Annotated in this window: 17 protein-coding genes; 6 read left to right on the top strand and 11 right to left on the bottom strand. The window is 70.5% G+C overall.

Translation table 11 applies throughout. The features are described from left to right. Positions 1–5 precede the first annotated feature (5 nt). A complete protein-coding gene (locus G4D86_RS19680) occupies positions 6–2,474 on the bottom strand; it encodes a DEAD/DEAH box helicase (RefSeq protein ID WP_163995508.1) in 2,469 nt (822 codons plus the stop codon). 68 nt (positions 2,475–2,542) lie between these two features. Here G4D86_RS19680 and G4D86_RS19675 point away from each other — a divergent pair, with 68 nt between their 5' ends. Continuing rightward, positions 2,543–3,649 carry an RNA polymerase factor sigma-32 gene (locus G4D86_RS19675; RefSeq protein WP_163995507.1) on the top strand — a complete coding sequence of 369 codons (1,107 nt, stop codon included), beginning with the start codon at positions 2,543–2,545 and terminating at the stop codon, positions 3,647–3,649. 137 nt (positions 3,650–3,786) lie between these two features. Beyond that, complete coding sequence (locus G4D86_RS19670) at positions 3,787–4,335, top strand: hypothetical protein (protein ID WP_163995506.1); 549 nt, start codon at positions 3,787–3,789, stop codon at positions 4,333–4,335. Between the two features lie 7 nt (positions 4,336–4,342). Here the strand turns inward: G4D86_RS19670 and G4D86_RS19665 are convergent, their stop codons facing one another. The 4 genes from G4D86_RS19665 to G4D86_RS19650 form a co-directional block, all read right to left on the bottom strand. After that, a complete protein-coding gene (locus G4D86_RS19665) occupies positions 4,343–5,911 on the bottom strand; it encodes a beta-ketoacyl synthase N-terminal-like domain-containing protein (protein ID WP_163995505.1) in 1,569 nt (522 codons plus the stop codon). An 18-nt stretch (positions 5,912–5,929) separates the two neighbouring features. Next, on the bottom strand, positions 5,930–7,378 hold the full coding sequence (locus G4D86_RS19660; protein WP_163995504.1) for a DUF6250 domain-containing protein: 1,449 nt from the start codon (positions 7,376–7,378) through the stop codon (positions 5,930–5,932). Positions 7,379–7,463: 85 nt separating this feature from the next. Beyond that, entirely contained in the window at positions 7,464–8,171 is a 708-nt protein-coding gene (locus tag G4D86_RS19655) for a hypothetical protein (RefSeq protein ID WP_163995503.1), read from the bottom strand. A 68-nt stretch (positions 8,172–8,239) separates the two neighbouring features. Then, a complete protein-coding gene (locus G4D86_RS19650) occupies positions 8,240–8,512 on the bottom strand; it encodes a molecular chaperone DnaJ (protein ID WP_163995502.1) in 273 nt (90 codons plus the stop codon). 57 nt (positions 8,513–8,569) lie between these two features. On the opposite strand from G4D86_RS19650, the gene G4D86_RS19645 reads away from it, so the two are divergent. From G4D86_RS19645 to G4D86_RS19635, 3 genes are all read left to right on the top strand, one after another. Beyond that, a complete protein-coding gene (locus tag G4D86_RS19645; RefSeq protein WP_163995501.1) occupies positions 8,570–9,328 on the top strand; it encodes a DUF4159 domain-containing protein in 759 nt (252 codons plus the stop codon). 27 nt (positions 9,329–9,355) lie between these two features. After that, positions 9,356–11,635: a glutamine amidotransferase gene (locus G4D86_RS19640; protein ID WP_163995500.1), complete on the top strand. Its 2,280-nt coding sequence runs from the start codon at positions 9,356–9,358 to the stop codon at positions 11,633–11,635. A gap of 68 nt (positions 11,636–11,703) precedes the next feature. Beyond that, positions 11,704–13,296, top strand: a complete 1,593-nt coding sequence (locus G4D86_RS19635; RefSeq protein WP_163995499.1) for a serine hydrolase — start codon at positions 11,704–11,706, stop codon at positions 13,294–13,296. Here the strand turns inward: G4D86_RS19635 and G4D86_RS19630 are convergent. The 3 genes from G4D86_RS19630 to G4D86_RS19620 form a co-directional block, all read right to left on the bottom strand. Next, positions 13,293–14,180 carry an alpha/beta hydrolase family protein gene (locus G4D86_RS19630; RefSeq protein WP_163995498.1) on the bottom strand — a complete coding sequence of 296 codons (888 nt, stop codon included), beginning with the start codon at positions 14,178–14,180 and terminating at the stop codon, positions 13,293–13,295. The genes G4D86_RS19635 and G4D86_RS19630 overlap by 4 nt on opposite strands. Before the next feature lie 112 nt (positions 14,181–14,292). Then, positions 14,293–14,985, bottom strand: coding sequence for a superoxide dismutase family protein (locus tag G4D86_RS19625; protein ID WP_163995497.1), 693 nt, complete (start codon positions 14,983–14,985; stop codon positions 14,293–14,295). A 115-nt stretch (positions 14,986–15,100) separates the two neighbouring features. Continuing rightward, a complete protein-coding gene (locus G4D86_RS19620; RefSeq protein WP_163995496.1) occupies positions 15,101–16,678 on the bottom strand; it encodes an N-6 DNA methylase in 1,578 nt (525 codons plus the stop codon). A gap of 245 nt (positions 16,679–16,923) precedes the next feature. Between G4D86_RS19620 and G4D86_RS19615 the strand changes: the two genes are divergently transcribed. Then, on the top strand, positions 16,924–19,203 hold the full coding sequence (locus G4D86_RS19615) for a polysaccharide deacetylase family protein (protein ID WP_240360349.1): 2,280 nt from the start codon (positions 16,924–16,926) through the stop codon (positions 19,201–19,203). Between the two features lie 3 nt (positions 19,204–19,206). On the opposite strand, the gene G4D86_RS19610 is transcribed toward G4D86_RS19615, so the two are convergent. From G4D86_RS19610 to G4D86_RS19600, 3 genes are all read right to left on the bottom strand, one after another. Further along, complete coding sequence (locus G4D86_RS19610; protein ID WP_163995495.1) at positions 19,207–19,719, bottom strand: DUF6691 family protein; 513 nt, start codon at positions 19,717–19,719, stop codon at positions 19,207–19,209. Then, a complete protein-coding gene (locus G4D86_RS19605) occupies positions 19,719–20,141 on the bottom strand; it encodes a YeeE/YedE family protein (RefSeq protein WP_163995494.1) in 423 nt (140 codons plus the stop codon). Before G4D86_RS19605 ends, G4D86_RS19610 begins: the two co-directional genes overlap by 1 nt. A gap of 78 nt (positions 20,142–20,219) precedes the next feature. Further along, the gene (locus tag G4D86_RS19600) at positions 20,220–20,924 is read right to left on the bottom strand and encodes an MBL fold metallo-hydrolase (RefSeq protein WP_163995557.1); all 705 of its coding nucleotides are present in this window, start codon (positions 20,922–20,924) and stop codon (positions 20,220–20,222) included. Positions 20,925–20,937 lie beyond the last annotated feature (13 nt).

Here is a 20,937-nt window from a genome sequence, read left to right as displayed (position 1 = left end):
GCGCGCTACTTCTTCTTCGCGCGCTCCACCTTCAGCGTCCGGTCGCCGTGCGGCTTGCCGTGCGTGGTCTCGAAGCCCGCCACGTCCTCGTCGGCGACGAAGACGTACGCGTACGTGGGGCGCAAATCCATGCGCACCACCTTGCCGGCGGGAGCCCCCGCTGCCTCGAGCGCGGCGGTGACGGCCGCTTCGTCCAGCCCGTCCTGGCGGCCGAGGCCCACCCACAGGCGCGTCTGGCCCGGCACGTCCGGCAGGGCATCGCTCCTCGGGCGGCGCTCCTCGCGGGAGCCGCGCGGGCGGTGGCGCTCCACCTTCAGCGGCTTCTCGCCGTGCGGCTTGCCGTTGAGTGCCTCGAAGGCGGGTGCGTCCGCCTCGGCCACGTAGGCGTAGCCGTAGGTGGGCCGCATCACGACCTTGAGCACCTTGCCGGCGGGCGCACCCAGGGCCTCCAGCGCGGCGGGCAGCTTCGCCTCGTCCATGCCGTCATCGGTGCCCAGGTTCGTCCACAGCTTCGCCTCGCCAGGGGCCGCGTCCGGGGACGGGGGCGGGCGGGGTGCGGAGTCGCGCTCGGTGCGTGGCTTGCTGCGCTCCACGCGCAGCACCTTGGAGCCGTGCTGCTTGCCGTTGAGGGCCTCGAAGCCCGCCACGTCCTCTTCCGCGACGAAGACGTACGCGAAGGTGGGGCGCAGCTCGGCGCGCACCATCTTCCCCAGCGGGGCGCCCGCGTCCTCCATCGCCGTGGCGATGCTGCCCGGCCCGAGGCCATCCGCGGTGCCCAGGTTGACCCACAGCTTCACCTCGCCGGGGCCGGCCTCCAGCGCCGCCGCGCCGCGAGCACCCTCGCCGCGCTCACGCCGGGGCTCGTCCCGACGGGGGCGCCGCTCGCGCTCCGGGGCCGCTTCCGCGCGCTCCGGCCGCTCGGTGCGCTCCGGCCGCTCCGTGCGCTCGGCGCGGGGCGGACGCTCCCGGCGCTCCTCGCGGTCTCCACGCTCGCGCCGCTCTCCGCCGCGCTTGTCGCCACGGCCGCCGCGACCGCTGTCGCGGCTCTCGAACTTGCGCTCCTGGGGAGGCTCGCGCCCCTCGGCCGCGAATTGCGCCGCCGCCTTCTCCATGCGCAGGTGGCTGAAGAAGTACTTCAGCAGGAAGGCGATGAGGTCATCGGCGTCCGTGCGCGTCTTGAGCTGCGAGGCCAGCGGCAGGAAGCCCTCGAAGATGGAGGAGCCCGCCGCCTCGTGGATTTCGCGCACGTGGCGCTCGGTCCACAGCCGCATCGCCTCCTCGGGCGCCGGCATCTCGCGCATCTCGAACTTGATGCCGTACTTCTTCTCCAGCGTGGTGAACGTGGCCAGCTCACGTCCGGAGAAGAGGTTGATGGCGGTGCCCTTGTTGCCGATGCGGCCGGTGCGGCCCACGCGGTGCAGGTACACCGCCGCGTCCTCGGGCAGCGAGTAGTTGATGACGTACTCGAGGCCGGAGATGTCGATGCCGCGCGCCGCGATGTCCGTGGCGACCATGAAGGCCACCTCGCCGCGCTTCACCTTGCCCATCACCCGCTCGCGCTCCTTCTGCGGCAGGTCTCCGTTGAGCAATTCCGCGTCGAAGCCGTTGCGGTTGAGCACCGCCGTCACCAGCGCCGTGTCGTCGCGGGTGTTGCAGAAGATGATGGCGTTCTGCGGCTCTTCCTTCTCCAGCACGTAGATGAGGTTGCGCGGCTTGGGGAAGGCGTCCGACACGTCGTAGCGGATGTGGTGGATGTGCTCCACCGTGAAGACGTCGCCGGACAGCAGCAGCGTCTCCGCGTTCGTCGTGTAGCGGGCGATGAGGTTCTGGATGTCGGTGGGGACGGTGGCGCTGAAGAGCAGCACCTGCCGGTTCTTCGGAAGACGGTCGAGGATGCGGGTGACTTCCTCGTAGAAGCCCTGGTTGAGCATCTCGTCCGCTTCGTCCAGGACGGCGTGGTCGCACCCGTCCAGCTTCAGGTTGCCGCGGTTGATGTGGTCGAAGACGCGGCCCGGGGTGCCGACGATGATGGGGGTGCCTTCCTCGAGCGCGTCCTCCTGCTGCTTCATGGAGGCGCCGCCGTAGATGGCCGCCACCTTCACGCCCTTGTACTTGGACAGCGTCCTCAACTCTTCCGCCACCTGGATGGCCAGCTCGCGGGTGGGGCAGAGGATGAGGGCGCGCACGCGCTTCTCATCCGCGGGAATCTTCTCCAGCAGGGGAAGGCCGAAGGCGGCCGTCTTGCCGGTTCCCGTCTTGCTGCGGACGATGAGGTCTCGTCCTTCCATGGCCGGCTTGAAGGCGCGGGCCTGAACGGGGGTGGGGTTGGTATAGCCGACATCCGCCAGCGCGCGGCGGAGGGGCTCGGAGAGGTTCATCTCGTCGAAGCCGATGTCCGCGACGTACTCGGCGGGACGGGTCGGGGCTTCGTCAGGTGCCGGGCTTCCCGGCATGGGCTCTTGGTTGTCGCTCATCAAGCATGGGCATAGCCCCTGCATTACCCTCTGGCAACAATCGCAGCACTTTGCTGTATGGAGCGCCCATGGCGAATGGGAGGAAGAGAACCAAAGAGGCGACCCCCCGCTCTCGCGCGAAGCGCCCGTCCACCCCGAAGGTGGTCGACGCGGAAGTGGTCGACGCCCAGCCCGAGGAGGCCGAGGCCCAGCTGGACCCGGACGCCGTGGAGCCGGACCCGGCCGAGCTGGCCGAGGTGGAGCCCGAGGTGGACGTGAGCGCCCCCCTCGTGCCCGCCCGGGCCCTGGCCCGGGCGGAGTCGTCCAGCCTGACGACGAGGGACCCCCTCCAGGCCTACATGGCGGAGGTGCAGCGCCACCCCCTGCTGACGCGGGAAGAGGAGGTCTCCCTCGCCCGGAAGTACCGGGACACGGCGGACGTGGGGGCGGCCTACCGGCTGGTGGCCTCCAACCTGCGCCTGGTGGTCAAGCTGGCGCACGAGTACCACCGCAACCCGCTCTCCCTGCTGGACCTGGTCCAGGAGGGCAACATCGGGTTGATGCAGGCGGTGAAGAAGTACGACCCGGAGCGGGGCGTGAAGCTCAGCAGCTACGCCGCGTGGTGGATTCGGGCCTACATCCTCCGCTACATCATGGACAACTGGAAGATGGTGAAGCTGGGGACCACCGAGGCCCAGCGGAAGCTCTTCTTCAAGCTGCGCCAGGAGCAGGAGAAGCTCATCTCCCAGGGCTTCGAGGCCAGCCCCAAGCTGCTGGCGGAGCGGCTCAACGTCTCCGAGCAGGACGTGGTGGAGATGGACCAGCGGCTGGGGCACGACGAGATGTCCATCGACGCGCCGCTGCGCGGGGACGAGGACTCCGGCACGACGCGCGCGGACCGCTACCTGCCCTCGGGGGCCATGGCCGTCGACGAGCGGCTCGGCGCCGAGCAGCTCAAGGCCCTCTTCCGCGACAAGCTGGCCGAGTTCGCCCGCACGCTGGAGGGCAAGGAGCGCTACATCTTCGAGAACCGGCTCACCTCCGACGAGCCCCTCACCCTCCAGGACATCGGCGACAAGTACGGCGTCAGCCGAGAGCGCGCCCGGCAGATTGAGGCCGCCCTCATCAACCGGATGCGCGAGTTCATGCGCGAGCACATCCCCGACTTCGACCTGGTTGCGACGCCCAAGGCCTGACGGGCCCGGCGGAAGGCCGAGGCTCGGAGGCCTGACGGGCGTTACCCGAAAGCCGGGAGCCCCGGGGATACACGGCCGGACGGCGGCGATATGCTGGCCGTCCGGCACCGTTCATCTTCGACCCCAGGGGGCCCCTCATGCACCGCTTCACCCGCACCGCGGGACTGTGTCTCGCCGTCGCCACGCTGGCACTCGCCGGCTGCTCCAACACGCTCCGTCACAACTACATGCGCGACGAGGCGTCGCACCACGTCTACCGGAAGGAGCTGGTGGAAATCTGGCCGGCGGTGCACGCGGTGCTGAAGGAGCGGGGCCTCTCGTGGCGGGAGAACCCGGGCCTCTTCGTGCTGGAGACGGAGTGGCGGGAGTCGGGGGGCGGCACCCTGGGCCCCACCACCTCCTCGCGCTTCCTCGTGGAGGGACTCCGGCAGGCCAATGGCGGCGTCAGCCTGCGGGTGACGCGGCTGGACCGCACCTCGCAGTCCATTGGCGTGGGCTACACGGATGGCCTGGTGCGAAACAGCCGGGACAGGGCCGCGGCCGCCAACGGCAGCACCGCCAGCGGCACGCTGCCCACGGAGAACCGCTCCTCCAGGGACTTGGAGCTGGAGCTGGAATTGCTCCAGCGCATCGACCCGGAGGGGGCGGCGAAGCTGGAGGCGGACGCGAAGGCTGCCCACCCCTGAGCGGCGGCTACTTCTTCCAGGGCCGCGAAATCACGCAGGCGTTGATGCCGCCCACGCCCATGGACAGCTTGCCCGCGCAGCCCGCGGGCGTGGCCACCGCCTCGTCGAAGACGAAGCGGCCGTGGACGCGGGAAATCTGCTTGTTGAGCTCCGCCTGCTTCAGCGGCGTGGGGAACACCTTGCCGTTGCCGTAGCCCAGGTACTGGGCCGTCAGCTCCCAGCCGCCGCCCGCGGACATGCCGTGGCCGAAGGTGCCCTTGCGCGCGGTGATCAGCACCGTCTCGGGCATCACGTCGCGCAGGTTCTGCACCTCCAGGAAGTCACCCGGGGTGGCGGTGGCGTGCAAGTCCCAGCTGCCCACGTCCGCGGGCGTGAGGCCGGCGCCGGCCAGCGCCTCGCGGATGGCCAACGTGGGGCCTTCCTTGGACGGGGTGATGATGTGGTCCGCGTCCGCGGTGACGCCCACGGCGACGGGCTCCATGCCCAGCGGCTTGAAGCCCTTCGCCGTGAAGTGCTCCAAGTCGCCCAGCACCCAGACGACGGAGCCGCCGGCGATGTGCGTGCCGCGCAGCGCGGTGAGGGGCTTGGAGACAGCGGCGTCCGCGGAGATGACGCGGGCGTTGTAGAAGCCGCCCACGACGAGCGGGGTGGGCGGCGGGTCCGTCATGCCCATGACGACGGCCTTGGCCTGGCCCAGCTGAATCGCGTTGATGGCCAGCCGCAGGCCGTAGCCGAAGGACGAGCACGCGGCCACCGGCGCGAACGTCATGCCGGTGATGCGCCCCATCATCGAAATCTGTGAGGCGGGCGTGTTGTGGATGTTCCACAGCACGTTGGAGGAGACGGCGTTCCACGGCGGCTCCGGCGACATCCACTTCTTCTGCAGCCGGGCGTTGCGGGTGCGCTTCTCCTTGATGACGGCCAGCTTGGCGGACTCGACGTCGCCCTCGTCCGGCACGCCGATGGCCTCGATGTCGCGCAGCTCCGACAGGTACTCGCGCAGCTCGGGGGAGCGGCCGGCCCAGAAGTGCCACCACGCGTCCTCGGCCTCGTCGCGCGTGGCCTCTTCGACGGTAGACGGCTCGGGCGGCAGGCCGGGCAGCGGCTCGCGCGTCTCCATCCACTGGCGCAGGGAGGCGTTGCGCTCCGGGGCGGCCCAGAAGCGGTCCCACCGGCGCTGCGCGCGGTACAAGTCGAGGGAGATGGACTGGATGGTGGGCAAGTCACCGAGGCCGGTGCCCACGTAGACGTGGGCGCGGGGCCCCAGCGCCTGCAGCTCCTGCTCCAGCCCCGGGTTCTGCTGGAGCGACTGGATGAACGCGCCGATGGCGAACTGCGTCGGCTGGCCCATCTTCCGCTCGAGCTGGGAGAAGCGGCTGCCGGGGAAGCGCGCGTCAATCCACGGCTTGTAGTCGGCCAGCTCGAACTCCGGCATGCCGACGAGGAAGTTGTCCGGCCCGAAGCCGTTGAAGGGGGTCAGCCAGCTTTCCGAGGACGCGAGGTTGCGCTCGAAAGCTTCGATGTTCCTGGACTTGGGGGCGACGACGCCCCAGCCGAAGATGCCAACTCTGCGCACGTGAGGCTTTCCTTGCCGCTAGGGGGAGAGCGGCTCGATTTTCAGATTGTCGAAGTGGACGCGGGTCTTCCAACCCGAGAACCCGAAGAACTGGTTGCGCGCGCCCTCCAGCGGGGCGGAGTCCTGGAGGGTGAGGAAGGGCTGGCCATCCAGCTCCCACGCGATGTGGCCGCCGCGGCGGGTAATCTTGAAGTGGTGATGCTTGCCCGGCACCACCACCTGGCCGTCGCGCACCGCGCGGTCCGGGGTGTGCTCGTGCTGGCGGGCGATGGCGGACTGGGTGTTGCGCCAGCCGCCGAGGATGAAGACGTAGCCGGTGGCCGTGTACTGCAGGCGCAGGTCGCCCGCGTAGAAGGAGCGGCCGTCGCCCCAGGCCTCCACCTTGACGTCGCCCTCGGGGCTCTCCGACCAGGCGTCGAACTCAATCGTGGCGTTGGTGGGGATGGGCTGCTTCAGCCACACGGGGCGGTTGTGGATGAGCTCCACCACCAGCGCGCCATCCTCCAGCTTCGTCGCGGAGGGGTTGGTGACGTTCCACGCATCGCCCAGCGTGTCGCGGTTGAAGTCGTCCGCGAAGGGGCCGGGCGGCGGCAGGGGCGCGGCGGCCACGGGGGCGGTGGCGGCCAGCCGGTCCGGCGTGTCCACGCGCAGGTTGTCGAAGAAGATCTGCGACTCGTTGCCGGACAGGCCCAGCCTGTCATTGCCGGGGCCCTTGAGGGGCAGCGGGTCGTCCAGCTCCAGGAAGGGCTGGCCGTCGATGCTCCACTTGAGCTTCTGGCCGCGCCGCTCGACGCGCCAGTGGTACGTGCGGCCCGACTGCACCGGCGTGCCGCGCGCCTCCACGCGCACCCGGGTGTCCGCGTCGTAGACGCCGGAGCCTACCAGGTCTTCCGTCCCGTCGCCGCGGCTGGCGCGGCGCTTGAGCGCGTCCATGCTGGGGGCGCCCACGTCCTTGCGGGCGATGACGGACAGCGAGTTGTTCCACCCGCCGTGCACCAGCACGTAGCCGGAGGCCGGGTCCATGCCGTCGCCGAAGATCTCCAGCCGGACGTCGCCCTCCGGGAACTCGGAGCGGACGTCGAACTCGACGGCCACGTCGTCCGGCAGCGGGGCCTGGAGCCAGAGCGGGTTGTTCTTCACGCCCGGGGCGAGCAACTCGCCGTCCACGGTGCGCCAGAAGCCGCCGGTGGAGAAGAAGTCATGCTTCACCACGGCCGGGTCCGAGAAGTCCTGGGAGTAGGGCACCGCGGCCGTCACGTCGGCGCGGCCCCGGATGAGGGCGTGGTGGATGAGGGGGAACTGGATGAGGAGGATGATGCCGGCGAGCAGGGTCCAGCCACGGCGGGACATCCCCTGCGGCTTCACCCACACGTCCGAAGACACGGGAGCTTCCGGTCCGGGCGCGGGCTCCGGGGGGGACTCCTGCGGCTTCTCCTTGTCCTTATCCTTGCGCCTGACCTGGCCCATCAGTCCTTTACGGGGGGATTCCGGGGGGAAAGGCGGCGGAATGTACGCGCCAGGGAGGTGGACGTAAAGCGCGCCGCGGTCGGGGTTACTTGACCCCCCAGCGCTTCTCGAGCGCCCGCTGCTCCGCCTGGCGCTGCTTCAGCCGCTCGCGCTCGGCGCTCTGCTTGTCCGCATCCTCGGGAGTGGGGCGAACGGCGAGCTGGTACACCGCGCCGGCGATGGCGAAGAGGCCCGCCGCGACGATGACGCCCCAAGGGCGGCCGGCCACGGCGGCCACCAGCCCGCCGAACTGGTGCAGCGCCGCGAGCGCGCCGATGACGAGCACCCACGCGCCCACCGCCGACGCGACGAGCGTGCTCACCACCCGGTGCAGCAGCGCGCCCACCAGCCCGCCGATGATGAAGCCCGGCGCAAAGCCCAGCAGGAAGTCCTGGGGCCCGGCAATCTGCCCGGCGACCAGGCCCAGCGGCACGCCCAGGCCCACGAAGGTGATGGCCGGGGGGAAGAGGAAGCCCAGCGCCAGCAGCACCGCCGCGACGATGGTGGGCAGCCTGGGCACCACCTCCGGCATGCCGAGCTTCGTGGTGACGATGCCCGTGCACCACACGCCCAGCAGCGCGCCGATGGGCCCCGCGAGCACGCGGAACATCCGCCCGCCGCCGGCCAGCAGCAACGTCACCCCGACGACACAGCAGATGATGCCGGCCCACATGGGCAGCAGCCGGTAGATGCCCACCCAGCCCGAGGGGTTGAACGTCTCGTACGCCCTGAGGGCCTGGAGAAGGCCTTCCATGACTTGGGTCTCCTTGCTTCTGCGATGCGAAGCGGTGCGCGTCCGGAACGGGACGCGCGCTGATGAGCTTACGCGTAACGGGACAGCGCGAGCACCACCAGCACGACGAGGATGGCGGCGCCCAGCAGGGCGAAGCCGAACAGGTGGCGGGGCGTGGAGGTGCGCCGGAGCAGCTCCTCGGCCTCGGCCCGGTCCTCGGAGGAGGGGTTCTGGGCCAGGATGCGCTCGGCGTCCCGCCGGGCTCCGGCCACGTCGCCGGCCTCCTTGCGGGCCCAGGCGGCCCTCACATCCGCCGCCCCGGGCGACCCTGGCTCCGGTGACGTCTGTCCGCCTTTTGCCATGGGGGCCTTCTATACCGGGGAATGCGAGTACCCGTCGACGGTATATAGGAACGCTCCATGTCCTCCCGGCGATTGACGCGTCGAAACCTCCTGCTCGGCACCGCCGCGCTCGCCCCGCTGCTGTCCCGGCGAGCGGACGCCTTCGGTGAGAAGAGCCGCTTCATCCCCGCGGTGGCCCGCCACGGAGGCAACTGGGACTTGCGCATGTCCGGGCTGCGCCGCATCGCCTGGGAGCTGCAGCGCCGCACCTCGGTGGAGGTGGTGCCGGACGCGCGCGGCTTCCAGCTCAGCTCGCCGGACCTCTTCGAGTACCCCTTCCTCTACATGGGCGGCGACGGCTCCTTCCCCGCGCTCACCGACGCGGAGGTGGCCAACCTCCGGCGCTACCTGACGTACGGCGGCTTCATGCTGGCGGACGCCAACGACGGCAGCGACGGGGACGGCTTCGACGCGTCCTTCCGCCGGGAGATGGCGCGGGTGCTGCCGCAGAGCCCGCTGGCCGAGGTGCCGTCCGGGCACGTGGTGTTCAAGTCCTTCTTCCTGCTGGACGCGGCGCCGGGGCGGCTGCTCAACAAGCCCCAGCTGGCGGCGTGCATGCTGGGCAAGCGCGCCGCGGTGCTGTACTCGCAGAACGACCTGGCCGGGGCGTGGAACCGCAGCGAGTCCGGCGACTACGAGTTCGACGTGTCTCCTGGCGGTGAACCCCAGCGGGAGCTGGCCGTGCGCCTGGGCATCAACATCTGCATGTATGCCCTCTGCCTCGACTACAAGGACGACGCCGTCCACCTGCCGCTCATCCTCAACAAGCGGCGCTGAAGCACCGGCCTGACTCCGAAAGCCCGGATGAACTCCCCCACCTTCAACGCCTGGAAGCTCGTCAGCCTCTCCCCGCTCCCGCAGTGGGTGCTGGTGCTGCTCGCCCTCGGACTGGTGCTGGGCGTGGCGCTGGCCGCCTGGGGCGTGCGCCGCGAGCCGTCGCGCATGCGCCGGGTGCTCCTGTGGACCCTGCGCGTGGGCGCGGGTGTGGCCGCGCTCTTCTTCCTCCTGGAGCCCGGCATCCGTCACCTGCAGGTGGCGCGGATGAAGAACCGCGTCGCCGTGCTGGTGGACCGCTCCGCCTCCATGAGCTTCCCCTCCGAGCCCGGCGGCCCCACGCGCACCGCGCAGGTGGCCTCCTTCCTGGAGAAGGCCGCGCCGCAGCTGGCCGCCCTGCAGGACCGCTTCACGGTGGAGATGTATGGCTTCGACCCGGAGCTGGCGCCGGTGACGCCCGCGTCGCTGGCGAAGGAGCCGGCGCGCGCGGGCACCACGGACCTGCTCGCCGCGGTGCGCGCGGCGGCGGGGGCGGGGCAGGGCGCTCGCAAGCTGTCGGGGATGCTGCTGTTCAGCGACGGCGCGGACAACCAGGAGCTGAAGGCGGGCGTGGTGGGCCGGGCTCGCGCGGCGCTGGCGGACCTGAACGTCCCCGTGTCCACCTTCACCGTGGGCCAGGAGGCGCTGAAGGACCTCGCGGTGGAGGGGCTGAAGGTGGATGACTTCGCCTTCGTGCGCAACTCGCTCACCGTGGAGGTGGAGATTCACGGCCGCGGCTTCAGCGGGCGCGAGATTCCGGTGGTGCTCAGCCAGGAAGGCAAGACGGTGGCGAGCAAGACGGTGCGCCTGGAGTCGTCCGACGACATGAAGCCGGTGTCCTTCACCTTCACGCCGGACCAGACGGGGCGCTTCGTCTACACGGTGACGGTGCCCACCTTCCCGGACGAGGCGGTGGCGGACAACAACACGCGCTCCTTCACGCTGAAGGTGATTCGCGACCGCGTGCGCGTGCTGCTCGTGGTGGGCCGGCCCTCGTGGGACGAGCGCTACCTGCGCGGCCTGTTGCGCCAGGATGCCAACGTGGACCTGGTGTCCTTCTACATCCTTCGCACGCTGTCGGACGACCCGGGCGTGTCGAGCGAGCGCGAGCTGTCCCTGATTCCCTTCCCCATGGAGGAGATCTTCGACACGAAGCTGGACACCTTCGACGTCGTCATCTTCCAGAACTTCGGGCACGCGGACCCGTCGCTCTCCATCGCCGAGTACGAGCGCAACCTGGAGCGCTACATCCACAACGGCGGCGCCTTCGTGATGATTGGCGGCGACAGCGTGCTGGGCGAGGGCCGCGCGATGATGCCCACGCTGATGGAGGCGCTGCCCGTCGCCGCCGCCGGCCCCGCCAACCCGGAGCCCTTCAAGGCCCGCCTCACGCCGGAGGGCCTGCGTCACCCGATTACGGCCATTGGCACGGGGGCGGCGAGCACCGAGGCCGCGTGGGGCGAGCTGCCGCCCATTCCCGGTGCGAATCTCACGACGGCGCGTCCCGGGGCCACGGTGCTGCTGGACGTGCCGCACATGACGGCGGACGGGAAGAACGCGCCGCTGGTGGCGGTGTGGGACTACGGCCGGGGCCGGGCGCTGGTGATGGCGACGGATGCGTCCTGGTACTGGTCCTTCGCGGCGCACCGGGATGGCTCGCCGAGCCGCGCGTATGACCGCTTCTGGGGCAATGCGCTGCGCTGGCTGGTGAGGGACCCGGACCTGACGACGCTGAAGGTGACGGCGGACCCTCCGTCCGTGGAGCCGGGGCGGCCAGTGGGCGTGGTGGTGCAGGCGCGCATGGCGGACTACCAGCCCGCGCAGGACGCGCAGGTGCGCGTGGAGCTGTTCTCCGTGGCCTCGCAGAAGCCCGTGGCGGTGCAGACGGGGACGACGGGCACGGATGGCGTGGTGCGGCTGGAGTTCGCGCCGCCCGCGCCAGGGCCGTACAAGCTGTTGGCCTCGGCGAAGAAGGGTGAGACCGATTTGGGCTCGGGCGAGGACGCGGTGGCCGTGCGCGCCGTGGGGCCGGAGCTGTCGGACGCCTCGGTGCGGCCGGAGCTGATGGAGGCCATCGCGAAGACGACGGGTGGCAAGGCGTACAAGCTGCCCCAGGACGGGCTGCCGGATGTGCCGCTGCTGGACCCGCCGGTGGTGGAGGTGGGCCGCGCCAAGGACCAGCCGCTGTGGGACCGCTGGTACTACCTGGTCGCGCTGATTGCGCTGCTCGGCGCGGAGTGGTTCGCGCGGCGCCGCTTCGGCTACGTGTGAGCGGGGCGCCGCTGTAGCGGAGTGCCCGGGTGCGGTACAGAGTCGCCTGTCCCCCACCCGGAGCTCCCGTGCGATACGCCCTCGCGCTTCTCCTCTTCGTCCTTCCGCTCACGCCCTTCGCCCAGCAGGTCTCGCAGCCGGACATCGACGCCGCGCTTCAGCGGACGATGGAAGCCTTCGAGGTGCCCGGCATCGCCATCGCCGTCGTGAAGGACGGGAAGGTGGTGCTCACGAAGGGCTATGGGGTGCGGAAGCTCGGTGAGCGCGCGCCGGTGACGCCGGACTCGCTGTTTGGCATCGCCTCCAACACCAAGGCCTTCACCGCGGCTGCGTTGGCCATGCTCGTGGACGAGGGCAAGCTCGCGTGGGACGACCGCGTCATCGACCACCTGCCGTCGTTCCAGATGTTCGACCCGTACGTCACGCGCGAGCTGACGATTCGGGACCTGCTGGTGCACCGCAGCGGTCTGGGGCTGGGCGCGGGGGATCTGCTCTACTTCCCGCAGACGACGTTCACCGAGGAGGAGATTGTCTCGCGGCTGCGGCGCATTCCTCCGGCGAGCAGCTTCCGCAGCCGGTACGCGTACGACAACATCCTGTATCTCGTCGCGGGGAAGGTCATCGAGAAGGCGAGCGGGAAGACCTGGAGCGCGTTCATCCGTGAGCGCATCTTCATGCCGCTCGGGATGCGCACGAGCAACACCAGCGTGACGGCCTTCCGCCCCGGCGCCAACGTGGCGATGCCGCATGCGAAGGCGGATGGCGTGCTGAAGGCCATTGCCCCGGTGCCCTTCGACAACAACGCGCCGGCGGGCGGCATCAACACCAGCGTGAATGAGCTGTCCCGGTGGATGCTCGCGCAGTTGGAGCGCGGCGTGGTTCCGGGCACGGAGGGGAAGAAGCGGCTCTTCAGCGAGGAGCAGTCGCGCGAGATGTGGTCCGCGCAGACGGTGCTGCCCATCAAGGAGCCGTCGAAGGCGCTGGCCGGGACGCGCGCGAACTTCTCGGCGTACGGGCTGGGCTGGACGCTGCGCGACTACCGGGGTCTCAAGCTGGTGGGGCACACGGGTGGACTGGCGGGCTACGTGTCGCGCGTGGTGCTCGTCCCAGAGCAGCGGCTGGGCATCGCCGTGCTGACGAACCAGGAGGCTCGCGGCGGGTACGAGGCGCCCACGTGGACGCTGCTGGACGCGTACCTGGGCGCGCCCGCCACGGACTGGGTCGCCGCGTTCAAGGCGGACGAGGTGGAGAAGGAGGCCAAGGCGTATGCGGCGATAGGTCTGGCGAGCGCGGGACGGAATGCACAGTCGCGGCCGTCGCTTCCTGTCGAGGCCTACGTGGGCAGGTACCGCGATGCCTGGTACGGGGACGTGGCCATCGCGAAGGAAGGGGAGAAGCTGGTCCTCCGCTTCAGCCGCACGCCCGCGTTCACCGGCGAGCTGGAGCACTGGCAGTACGACACGTTCGTGGCGAAGTGGAAGGACCGCGCGCTGAACGCGGATGCGTATGTGACCTTCTCACTGAAGCCCGACGGCTCCATCGGTGAGATGCGGATGCAGCCCGTGTCGCCGATGGCGGACTTCAGCTACGACTTCCAGGACCTGCTCTTCACGCCCGTGAAGGACGACGCATCCGGAGCCGTTGCGCGCCCCGTTCACTAGTTGGAGCGGAAGAACGCGATGCTCTGCTGGAGCGCTTCCGGCACCGCGCTGAAGTGGTCGCCGGGCACCGTGTGGGCCTGCACGTCCAGCCCGGCCTTCCGCGCGCGTTCGGCCGTCTTGAGGGACTCGGCGCTGAAGTAGGGCTCCTCGCTGCCGAAGAAGAGCCGGGTGGGGCACTTGAAGCTGGTGGCGAAGGCCCCCGGGGAGCGCATCGTGATTTCGCGCGCATTCGTCACGGCGAAGGGGACGATGTCCTCACGCCCGACGATGAAGCCCTTCTGGTCGGGAGAGCCCGAGAGCGACGTGGCCGCCCTGAAGGTGCGGGAGGTCTGGGCCGCGAGCAGGGCCAGCGTTCCTCCCACGCTGTGCCCGGATACGTAGATGCGGGACGCGTCCACTCCCGGAAGGCGGGCGAGCGCGGTGGCCGCGGCGAGCACGTCGTCCACCTCATCATAGAAGAAGGTGAAGGTGCCCGGCTGCCCATTCTCTCCGCGCAGCAGGGGCATCATCACGACGAAGCCCGCTTCGCGGAGGGGGCTCGACATCTCCCAGTCCTCCGCGCCGAAGGCGAAGCCTCCATGGAGGAAGAGCACCGCGGGATGCTTCTTCCCGTCTTGAGGGACAGGGCTCACGAAGGCGGTGAGGTCCAGGTCACCCGAGCGATACGTCACCACGGTGGTGCCCTGGGGTTTCAGGCCCGCCTCTCCCTCCTGGGGAGAGGGGCCGCGCCGGAGCAGCTTCGTCTTGAAGCCGCCGCGCGCCTGGACGTAGTCCTCGTTGACGACTTCGGTTGCTGGCGCGCTGCGGCAGCCGGTGGCAAGCGTCACGAGCACGGCCACGAGGAAGCGCGTGGAACAGGGGCGGGCGGAAGGGCGTGTTTGCATGGGATGGATTCGGAGCCCTGACTGCACGGGCCGAGTACCCCTGACACCACACCCTCGCGCTTCTTCGCAAGTGCCCTCCCGAGTAGGGGAGAGGCACCCGCCGTGCTGCCTGCTACTGCGCCTTCTCCACCACGCCGCAGGCGATGCGGCCACCGGCGTCGCCGGTCGGGTCGGTGAAGTAGTCGTCCTCCTTGGTGTGCACCATCACCGCCGAGCCGTCCTTGTCGAACAGCTGCTTCAGCTTGAGGCCGTTCTGGGCGAAGGTGTCGAACTGCACGCGGCCGTCCTGGCCCACGTAGAGGTTGGGCAAATCACCCTCGTGCTTGCCCTTGGGCGACATGATGCCGTGGGCCTTCTTCGTCGGGTTGAAGTGGCCACCCGCCGTCTTGAAGTCCGGAGCGTCGCACTTGCCCGTCTCGTGGATGTGGAACGCGTGCTGGCCCGCCGGCAGGTTGCTCAGCGTGCCCTTCACCACCACGCCCTTCGCCGTCTGCTCGAACGTGATTTCCCCCACGTCCTTGCCCTGGGCGTCCTTCACCATCGCCTTCGCCATCTCACCCTTCGGAGGCGCCTTCTTCTCCGGAGCCGCGGCAGGAGTCGTCGTCGGAGCCGCGGGCGCGCCCTGTCCCTTCTCAGGCTGCTCACTGGCCTCCTTGCCCTTGCCCTGGGCGTGCTCGCCCGTGGCCCCCTTGCCCTTACCCTTTCCTCCCTCTTCCTGGGCGGACGGCGCGGCCTGCGGGGCCTGGGCCAGCGCGGGCATGGCGGCGGTGAGGGCGGCGGCGGTCAGCAGGGCTCGAATCTTCATGGGTCGGTCCTTCTTCCTGGGTAGTTCGCTACAGAGAAGAGGCGACACTAGCCACAGCCCGCACACCTTGGCGGAGAAACCGTGCGGGCTTTCGAGCACGATGCGCCGGAAGCGTTCACTCCTTCGCGACAGCCCCCAGCGGCACCGGCACCACGCGCGAAGCGCCGAAGGCCGGCGCCCAGACGTCCTGGACCTCGGGCCCGTTGAGGAACGCCACCAGCGCCCGGAAGGCGGACAGCGGGCCTCCCAGGGTCTCCGCCCATACCTGCCCCCGGGGCGAGAGGTTGGGAACCAGCGGCCCCAACTCCTCCAGCGTCGACGCGGAGCGGGTGACGGCGAGCCCCTCGTCCCGCAGGCGCTGGGGCACGTACAGCGGCGCGAAGCGCGCGTGCCGGTGGTCGTGTACGCAGCCCTCTTCCTCCAGCAGCGCGGCCGACAGCGGCAGTTCGCGCACGTTGAAGAGGAGCTTCACCGCGCCCAGGTGCGGGTCATACGGCCCGCGCAGCCGGTGGTCTCCCCGGGGAACGAGGCGCCGGTCCAGGTAGCAGTATGCCCGCGCCTCGTGCGGCACCGTGCCCCGGTGGCGCGCGCCTCCGTAGCGGAAGAAGGGACGCACGTGGCTCGGGTCTACCTCCAGCGGTGGGCCCGCCTTCAGCTCGCGCAGCTTGGGGAGCAGCGTCTCCGGCAGCCCGTGAGCCCGCGCGAAGTCAGGCAGCTCCTCCTTCCGGGCCGCGGCGAAGGCTCGCACGCGGGCCAGCAGCCGCTCCGCGTCAGCGTCCACCAGCAGCTCGTCGAAGCGCGTCTTCACGCCGGGCAGGCTCACGGGGACGAGCGTGCTCAGCGGCTCGCCCTCCGCTCGCCAGCGCGCATCCAGGTCCGCGGCCTCCCGGGTCGTGGGCGCCAGGCGCCACTCCGGGGATTCGGGCGTGAAGCCCTGCCAGACGCCCCGACGCTCGAAGCGCGGAGCCATGCGCGGACCCGGCAGCGAGGACCACACGGTGATGCACGTGCGCACCTGCGTGCCGGAGAAGGCGCCGGGGCCCAGGTCCACCACCTCGCGCAAGGTCAGCGTGGCCAGCAGCGACTGGCGCAGCGGGGCGTAGAGGAACGCGTCCAGCAGCGTCGCCGGGGTGATGAAGGCGAGCACCCCGGGTCGCGAGACGAGCCGGTGCGCCGCCACCAGCAGGAAGAAAGCGAAGTCGTCGCGCAGGCTGGTGCCCGGGGGCAGGGCCAGCGGCAGCAGGGCGCGCAGGCGCGCGTAGGTGCTCGCGTCCTTCAGCACCGGTGACGTGCCGTTGTAGGGCGGATTGCCCACCCACAGCTCCCGGTGCTCCGGCGGCGTGGCGGCGAGCAGCGGCTCCAGTCCGCCGCGCAGCGAGTCTCCCACGCGGATGTCCGCGCCGGGCACGCGGGCCTGGCAGACGCGCGCCACCTCCGGGTCCAGTTCCAGGCCGCATAGACGCGCAGCGGGTCGGCGCTTCGCCGCCGCCGCGAGGAAGGCGCCCGCGCCGCAGGCCGGGTCCACCACGGTGAGCGGGCCTTCGCCCAGGTGCTCCAGCGCGAGCGCCAGCGTGCGCTCCACCAGCGGCGCGGGCGTGAAGAACGCACCCACCGCCTTGCGATTCAGTCCGGGGAACTGACGGACGAGCTTCTCCTCGTCCACCTCCAACGGGCTGTTGGCAGCGCGGCGCATCCGTCCCCCATCATCCGAGTCTCCGACATACCGCGCCCGGGCCGGGCCAGCCCCCAGGTTCTCCACTCACGCGCGCTGCTGTGTGCTTCGCGTCAACTCACCTGCCCTGGAGGGCGAGACGCATCGCCGCATGTCCTCGTGGCTGACCCACGGCGGAAGGGCCGCCGCGCGTTGGGCGGTGGCAACAGGGCCCGCGCTGGCGGGTCATGGCCGGAAGGGCCGGGGGGTTCGACCTTGCGGCCACCATGAAGACCCCCACCCGCCGCATGCCCCTGTCGAGGGCCCTGGCCGCGTGCTGCGTGCTGGCCGTCCTCCTCGTCGCTTCACCCGCGCACGGCCTGCCCCGCCTTCCTCCCGTGGCCGCCGTGACGCTGTCGCAGGCGACGCCACCGCTGGACCTCGAGCCGGGACAGGTGGTGGTCACCTTCACCTTCGCGGACACGCTGAAGACCCAGGTGCTCGTCGGGCCGCTGTTCGCGAAGTATGGGATGCACGCCACGTTCTACATCAGCGCCGGGCGCATCGGCCGGGCCGGCTACCTCACGCTGGCCGACCTGCGCGCGCTCGCGGCCGCAGGGCATGAGATTGGCGGACACACCCTGGACCACGAGGACCTGGACCCGCTGCCCCTGGCGGAGCAGCGGCATCAGGTCTGCGACTGCCGCGTGGCCCTGATGGGCTACGGGTTTCCCGTCACCTCGTTCGCCTATCCCTTCGGTTCGGAGAGCACCACGGCGAAGCAGACGGTCATCTCCTGCAACTACAACAACGCGCGCCGCACGGGCCGCATCCGCTCCCCCACGGGCTGCAACTCCTGTCCGCTGGCGGAGAGCGTCCCTCCCGCGGACCCGTTCAGCATCCGCTCGCCCACCTCCATCAAGTCGGACTGGACGCTCGCCAATCTGCAGAGCCTCGTGCTCCAGGCGGAGAACGGCGGTGGAGGGTGGATCATGATTTCCCTCCACGATATCTGCTCGGGCTGCGGCACCTATGCCATCACCGAGTCCCTGCTGGACTCGTTCCTCGCGTGGCTCGCGCCGCGCGTGTCCCGAGGCACCTTCGTCCGCACCGCGCATGAGGTGGTGGGCGGGGCCGTGAAGCCGCCCGTCCGCTCGGATGGTGGCGTCGTCGATGGGGGCATTCCCGATGCGGGCGTGCCTGACGCTGGGACTCCCGATGCGGGCGTGCCGGACGCGGGTATCCCCGACGCGGGCGTGCCGGACGGAGGTTCGCCGGACGGCGGTGGGCCGCAGCTGCTCCCGAACCCCTCACTGGAGGTGGACGCCGATGGCGACAACGTCCCGGACTGCTGGAAGCGCACCAATGCTGGCACGCAGTCCGGAAGCTGGAACCGGACGACGGACGCGCACAGCGGGAGCTGGGCGCAGCGGGTGACCATCAACAGCCTCTCCACCGGCGGCGAGCGGCGGCTGGAGATTCGCCAGGACTTCGGCACGTGCCCTCCCTCCGTCGTGGTGGGGCGCCGCTATCGCGTCTCCGCCTGGTACAAGACGACGGCTCGTTCCGGCTTCAGGGCCTTCTACCGGACGGCCTCGGGCTGGGTGGCCTGGAGCGCGGGCCCGGACCTGCCCACGAGCACCAGCTATAGACAGGGCGAGTGGCTCACCCCACCGGTGCCCTCGGGCGCGGTGGCCATCAGCGTGGCGCTGGCCTTGCGCTCCACGGGCACGCTCTCCATGGATGACTTCAGCCTGGTGGATGCGGGCACTGCGTCCACCTCGACGCTCACCGTCCTGTCACCGCGTGGCGGAGAGAGCCTGTCCGAAGGTGCTCCGATGGGCTTGCGCTGGAGCGACACCGGCTCGGAAGCCACGGTGGACCTCGCGTGGTCTCCGGACCTGGGGAGCACGTGGAGGCCCATTGCCTCGGGGGTGCCGAACACGGGCCGCTACACCTGGAGGGTGCCGGAGGTGCTCACCACTCGCGGCTTGCTGCGCGTGTCGCATCCCGCGGCGCCCGGCATGTCGGACGTGAGCGATGGGCCGTTCTCCATCTTCCTGCCCGCGCTGGGCCGCGTGGTCCGTTTCGGAGACGTGTGGCGCTATGACGCGAGCGGCGTGGACCCCGGGCCGGACTGGTTCCTGCCCTCCTTCGACGACTCCGCGTGGGCCACGGGGCCTGGCGAGCTGGGCTACGGAGACGGTGACGAGGGCACGGTGCTGCTGCGCACGTTCTCCGCGCAGCCCAGCATCTACTTCCGCAAGAAGGTGATGCTCGCGCGCCCCATCTCCTCCGCCACCCTGCGCATCCGCTTCGATGATGGAGTGGCCGTGTGGGTGAACGGCACGCGCGTCTTCAGCCGCGAGGTGGATGGAGGGCTGGCGCACGCGGCCTATGCCAGCACCTCCCTGGACAACGCCGTGGCGGACGTGGCGCTGCCCGCTTCGGTGTTCGTTGCGGGGGAGAACACGGTGGCGGTGATGGTGAAGCAAGTCGGGCCCAACTCTCCGGATGTCTCGTTCGACCTGCAGCTCGACACGGTGGGCGCGCCTGCCGGCGAGTGACGCTCAGGAAGTGGAACCCACGTGCTGGCGTTCGCCTTCGCCAGCGCGCGGCCCGCCGATGGGAGGCCCACCGGCCGCGGGTCCGAGGGGCTTCCGCCGCAGCATGGCCGACTCCCACCCGCGGAAGAGGCTCATGCCCGCCAGCATGGCCGCCACGAAGAGCAGCACCGTGGGCGCGCCCTTCGCGACCGAGACGAGGGCCGGCCCCGGGCAGTAGCCCGCCAGCCCCCAGCCGATGCCGAACAGGGCCGCGCCGCCGACGAGCTTCCGGTCCACTCGCGTCTGCGCCAGCTTGGGGAAGGCCGGCGCGAGCACCGGCTGCGGCCGCCTCAGGACGAACCGTCGCAGGACGGCGTGAGTTCCAACGGCACCGGCCATGAGAAAGAGGAGGCTCGGGTCCCACGCGCCCGCGACGTCGAGGAAGCCCATGACCCGGGCCGGGTCCGTCATCCCTCCAATGCCCAGTCCCACCGCGAAGAGCAGGCCGGCCAGCCCGGCCATCAACACCGCCTTCATCACGCACCTCCCATCAGGTGGCGCATCACGAAGACGGTGCCCATTCCGGTGGCCACGAAGACGGAGGTGGCCACCAGCGAGCGCGTGGCGCCGCGTGCCACGCCACAGACGCCGTGGCCGCTGGTGCAGCCTCCGCCCAGCCGTGAGCCGAAGCCGACGAACAGACCCGCGAGGACGGGGACTCCCACACCCGAGACGACCGGGGCTCCCAGCGCCCGGGGCAGGAATACCGCCAGCAGCGCGCCTCCGAGGACGAGGCCGCCGACGAAGGCCGCGCGCCAGGCGACGTCACCGCTCGCGGGCGTGACGATGCCCGCGGTGATGCCGCTGACGCCCGCGATGCGGCCGTTGAAGAGGAGCAGCAGGGAGGCGCTGATGCCAATGAGGACGCCGCCCAGGAGTGAGAGGAGGAATGGGTTCATCGCCAGGTCACCCTACTGGAGAGGCCCGCGCCGGGCTCGGAGCGGGGAAGGAGGAATGGGTTCACCGTGCACGCGGGCTCACTGCATCGCGTGCGCGGCTGGCTGCACGAGGCCGCAGGCGCGATTCGCTGGCACGGCCACGTCTAGCTGCTTGGGCTTCGGCAGGCCGAGGTGGTCCATGATGCGGATGAACTCCTCGCGGCTCCTGCCGGCGACGCGCGGGTTGTGGCGCTTCTCCTCGCCAATCGTCGTCACCGTCAGGCCCTTGTAGTCATGCGCGGGGTAGACGAGCGTCTCGTCGGGAAGGGCGAACAGCACCCGGGTGATGGAGTCGTAGAGCACGCTCGCGCTCCCGTTCTGGAGGTCGGTGCGCCCGTTGCCCCGGATGAGCAGCGCATCCCCGGTGAAGATGCGGTCGCCCATGAGGTAGCTCACGCTGTCATCGGTGTGGCCCGGCGTGGCGAGCACCCGGAGTTCCACCGCTCCCACGCGCACCACGTCACCGTGATTCACGTGGACGTCGGCGCAGCTCGCGCCCGCCGCGCCGCCCACCACCGTGGCGCCCGTGCGCTGGCGCAGGAGTCCCGACGCCGTGACGTGGTCGGCGTGCACGTGCGTGTCGAGGACATGGCTGAGCGTGAGGCCGAGATGGCGCACCAGGGTGAGGTCGCGCTCCGCCTGCTCGGCGACCGGGTCGATGAGGAGCGCCTTGCGGCTGGCCAGGTCGGCGATGAGATAGGTATAGGTCGACGACGTGGCATCGAAGAGTTGTCGGAAGAGCATCGTCATGGCCTCC

It is taken from the genome of Pyxidicoccus caerfyrddinensis (genome assembly GCF_010894405.1).
Taxonomy (GTDB): domain Bacteria; phylum Myxococcota; class Myxococcia; order Myxococcales; family Myxococcaceae; genus Myxococcus; species Myxococcus caerfyrddinensis.
This window is presented reverse-complemented; position numbering and strand designations above follow the sequence as displayed.

Coding starts and splice junctions, on each gene's coding strand:
- G4D86_RS19675 (WP_163995507.1), top strand. CDS start 2,543: ATGGCGAATGGGAGGAAGAGAACCAAAGAGGCGACCCCCCGCTCTCGC.
- G4D86_RS19610 (WP_163995495.1), bottom strand. CDS start 19,719: ATGAAGGCGGTGTTGATGGCCGGGCTGGCCGGCCTGCTCTTCGCGGTG.
- G4D86_RS19670 (WP_163995506.1), top strand. CDS start 3,787: ATGCACCGCTTCACCCGCACCGCGGGACTGTGTCTCGCCGTCGCCACG.
- G4D86_RS19620 (WP_163995496.1), bottom strand. CDS start 16,678: ATGCGCCGCGCTGCCAACAGCCCGTTGGAGGTGGACGAGGAGAAGCTC.
- G4D86_RS19640 (WP_163995500.1), top strand. CDS start 9,356: ATGAACTCCCCCACCTTCAACGCCTGGAAGCTCGTCAGCCTCTCCCCG.
- G4D86_RS19615 (WP_240360349.1), top strand. CDS start 16,924: ATGAAGACCCCCACCCGCCGCATGCCCCTGTCGAGGGCCCTGGCCGCG.
- G4D86_RS19645 (WP_163995501.1), top strand. CDS start 8,570: ATGTCCTCCCGGCGATTGACGCGTCGAAACCTCCTGCTCGGCACCGCC.
- G4D86_RS19650 (WP_163995502.1), bottom strand. CDS start 8,512: ATGGCAAAAGGCGGACAGACGTCACCGGAGCCAGGGTCGCCCGGGGCG.
- G4D86_RS19605 (WP_163995494.1), bottom strand. CDS start 20,141: ATGAACCCATTCCTCCTCTCACTCCTGGGCGGCGTCCTCATTGGCATC.
- G4D86_RS19625 (WP_163995497.1), bottom strand. CDS start 14,985: ATGAAGATTCGAGCCCTGCTGACCGCCGCCGCCCTCACCGCCGCCATG.
- G4D86_RS19600 (WP_163995557.1), bottom strand. CDS start 20,924: ATGCTCTTCCGACAACTCTTCGATGCCACGTCGTCGACCTATACCTAT.
- G4D86_RS19680 (WP_163995508.1), bottom strand. CDS start 2,474: ATGAGCGACAACCAAGAGCCCATGCCGGGAAGCCCGGCACCTGACGAA.
- G4D86_RS19655 (WP_163995503.1), bottom strand. CDS start 8,171: ATGGAAGGCCTTCTCCAGGCCCTCAGGGCGTACGAGACGTTCAACCCC.
- G4D86_RS19630 (WP_163995498.1), bottom strand. CDS start 14,180: ATGCAAACACGCCCTTCCGCCCGCCCCTGTTCCACGCGCTTCCTCGTG.
- G4D86_RS19660 (WP_163995504.1), bottom strand. CDS start 7,378: ATGGGCCAGGTCAGGCGCAAGGATAAGGACAAGGAGAAGCCGCAGGAG.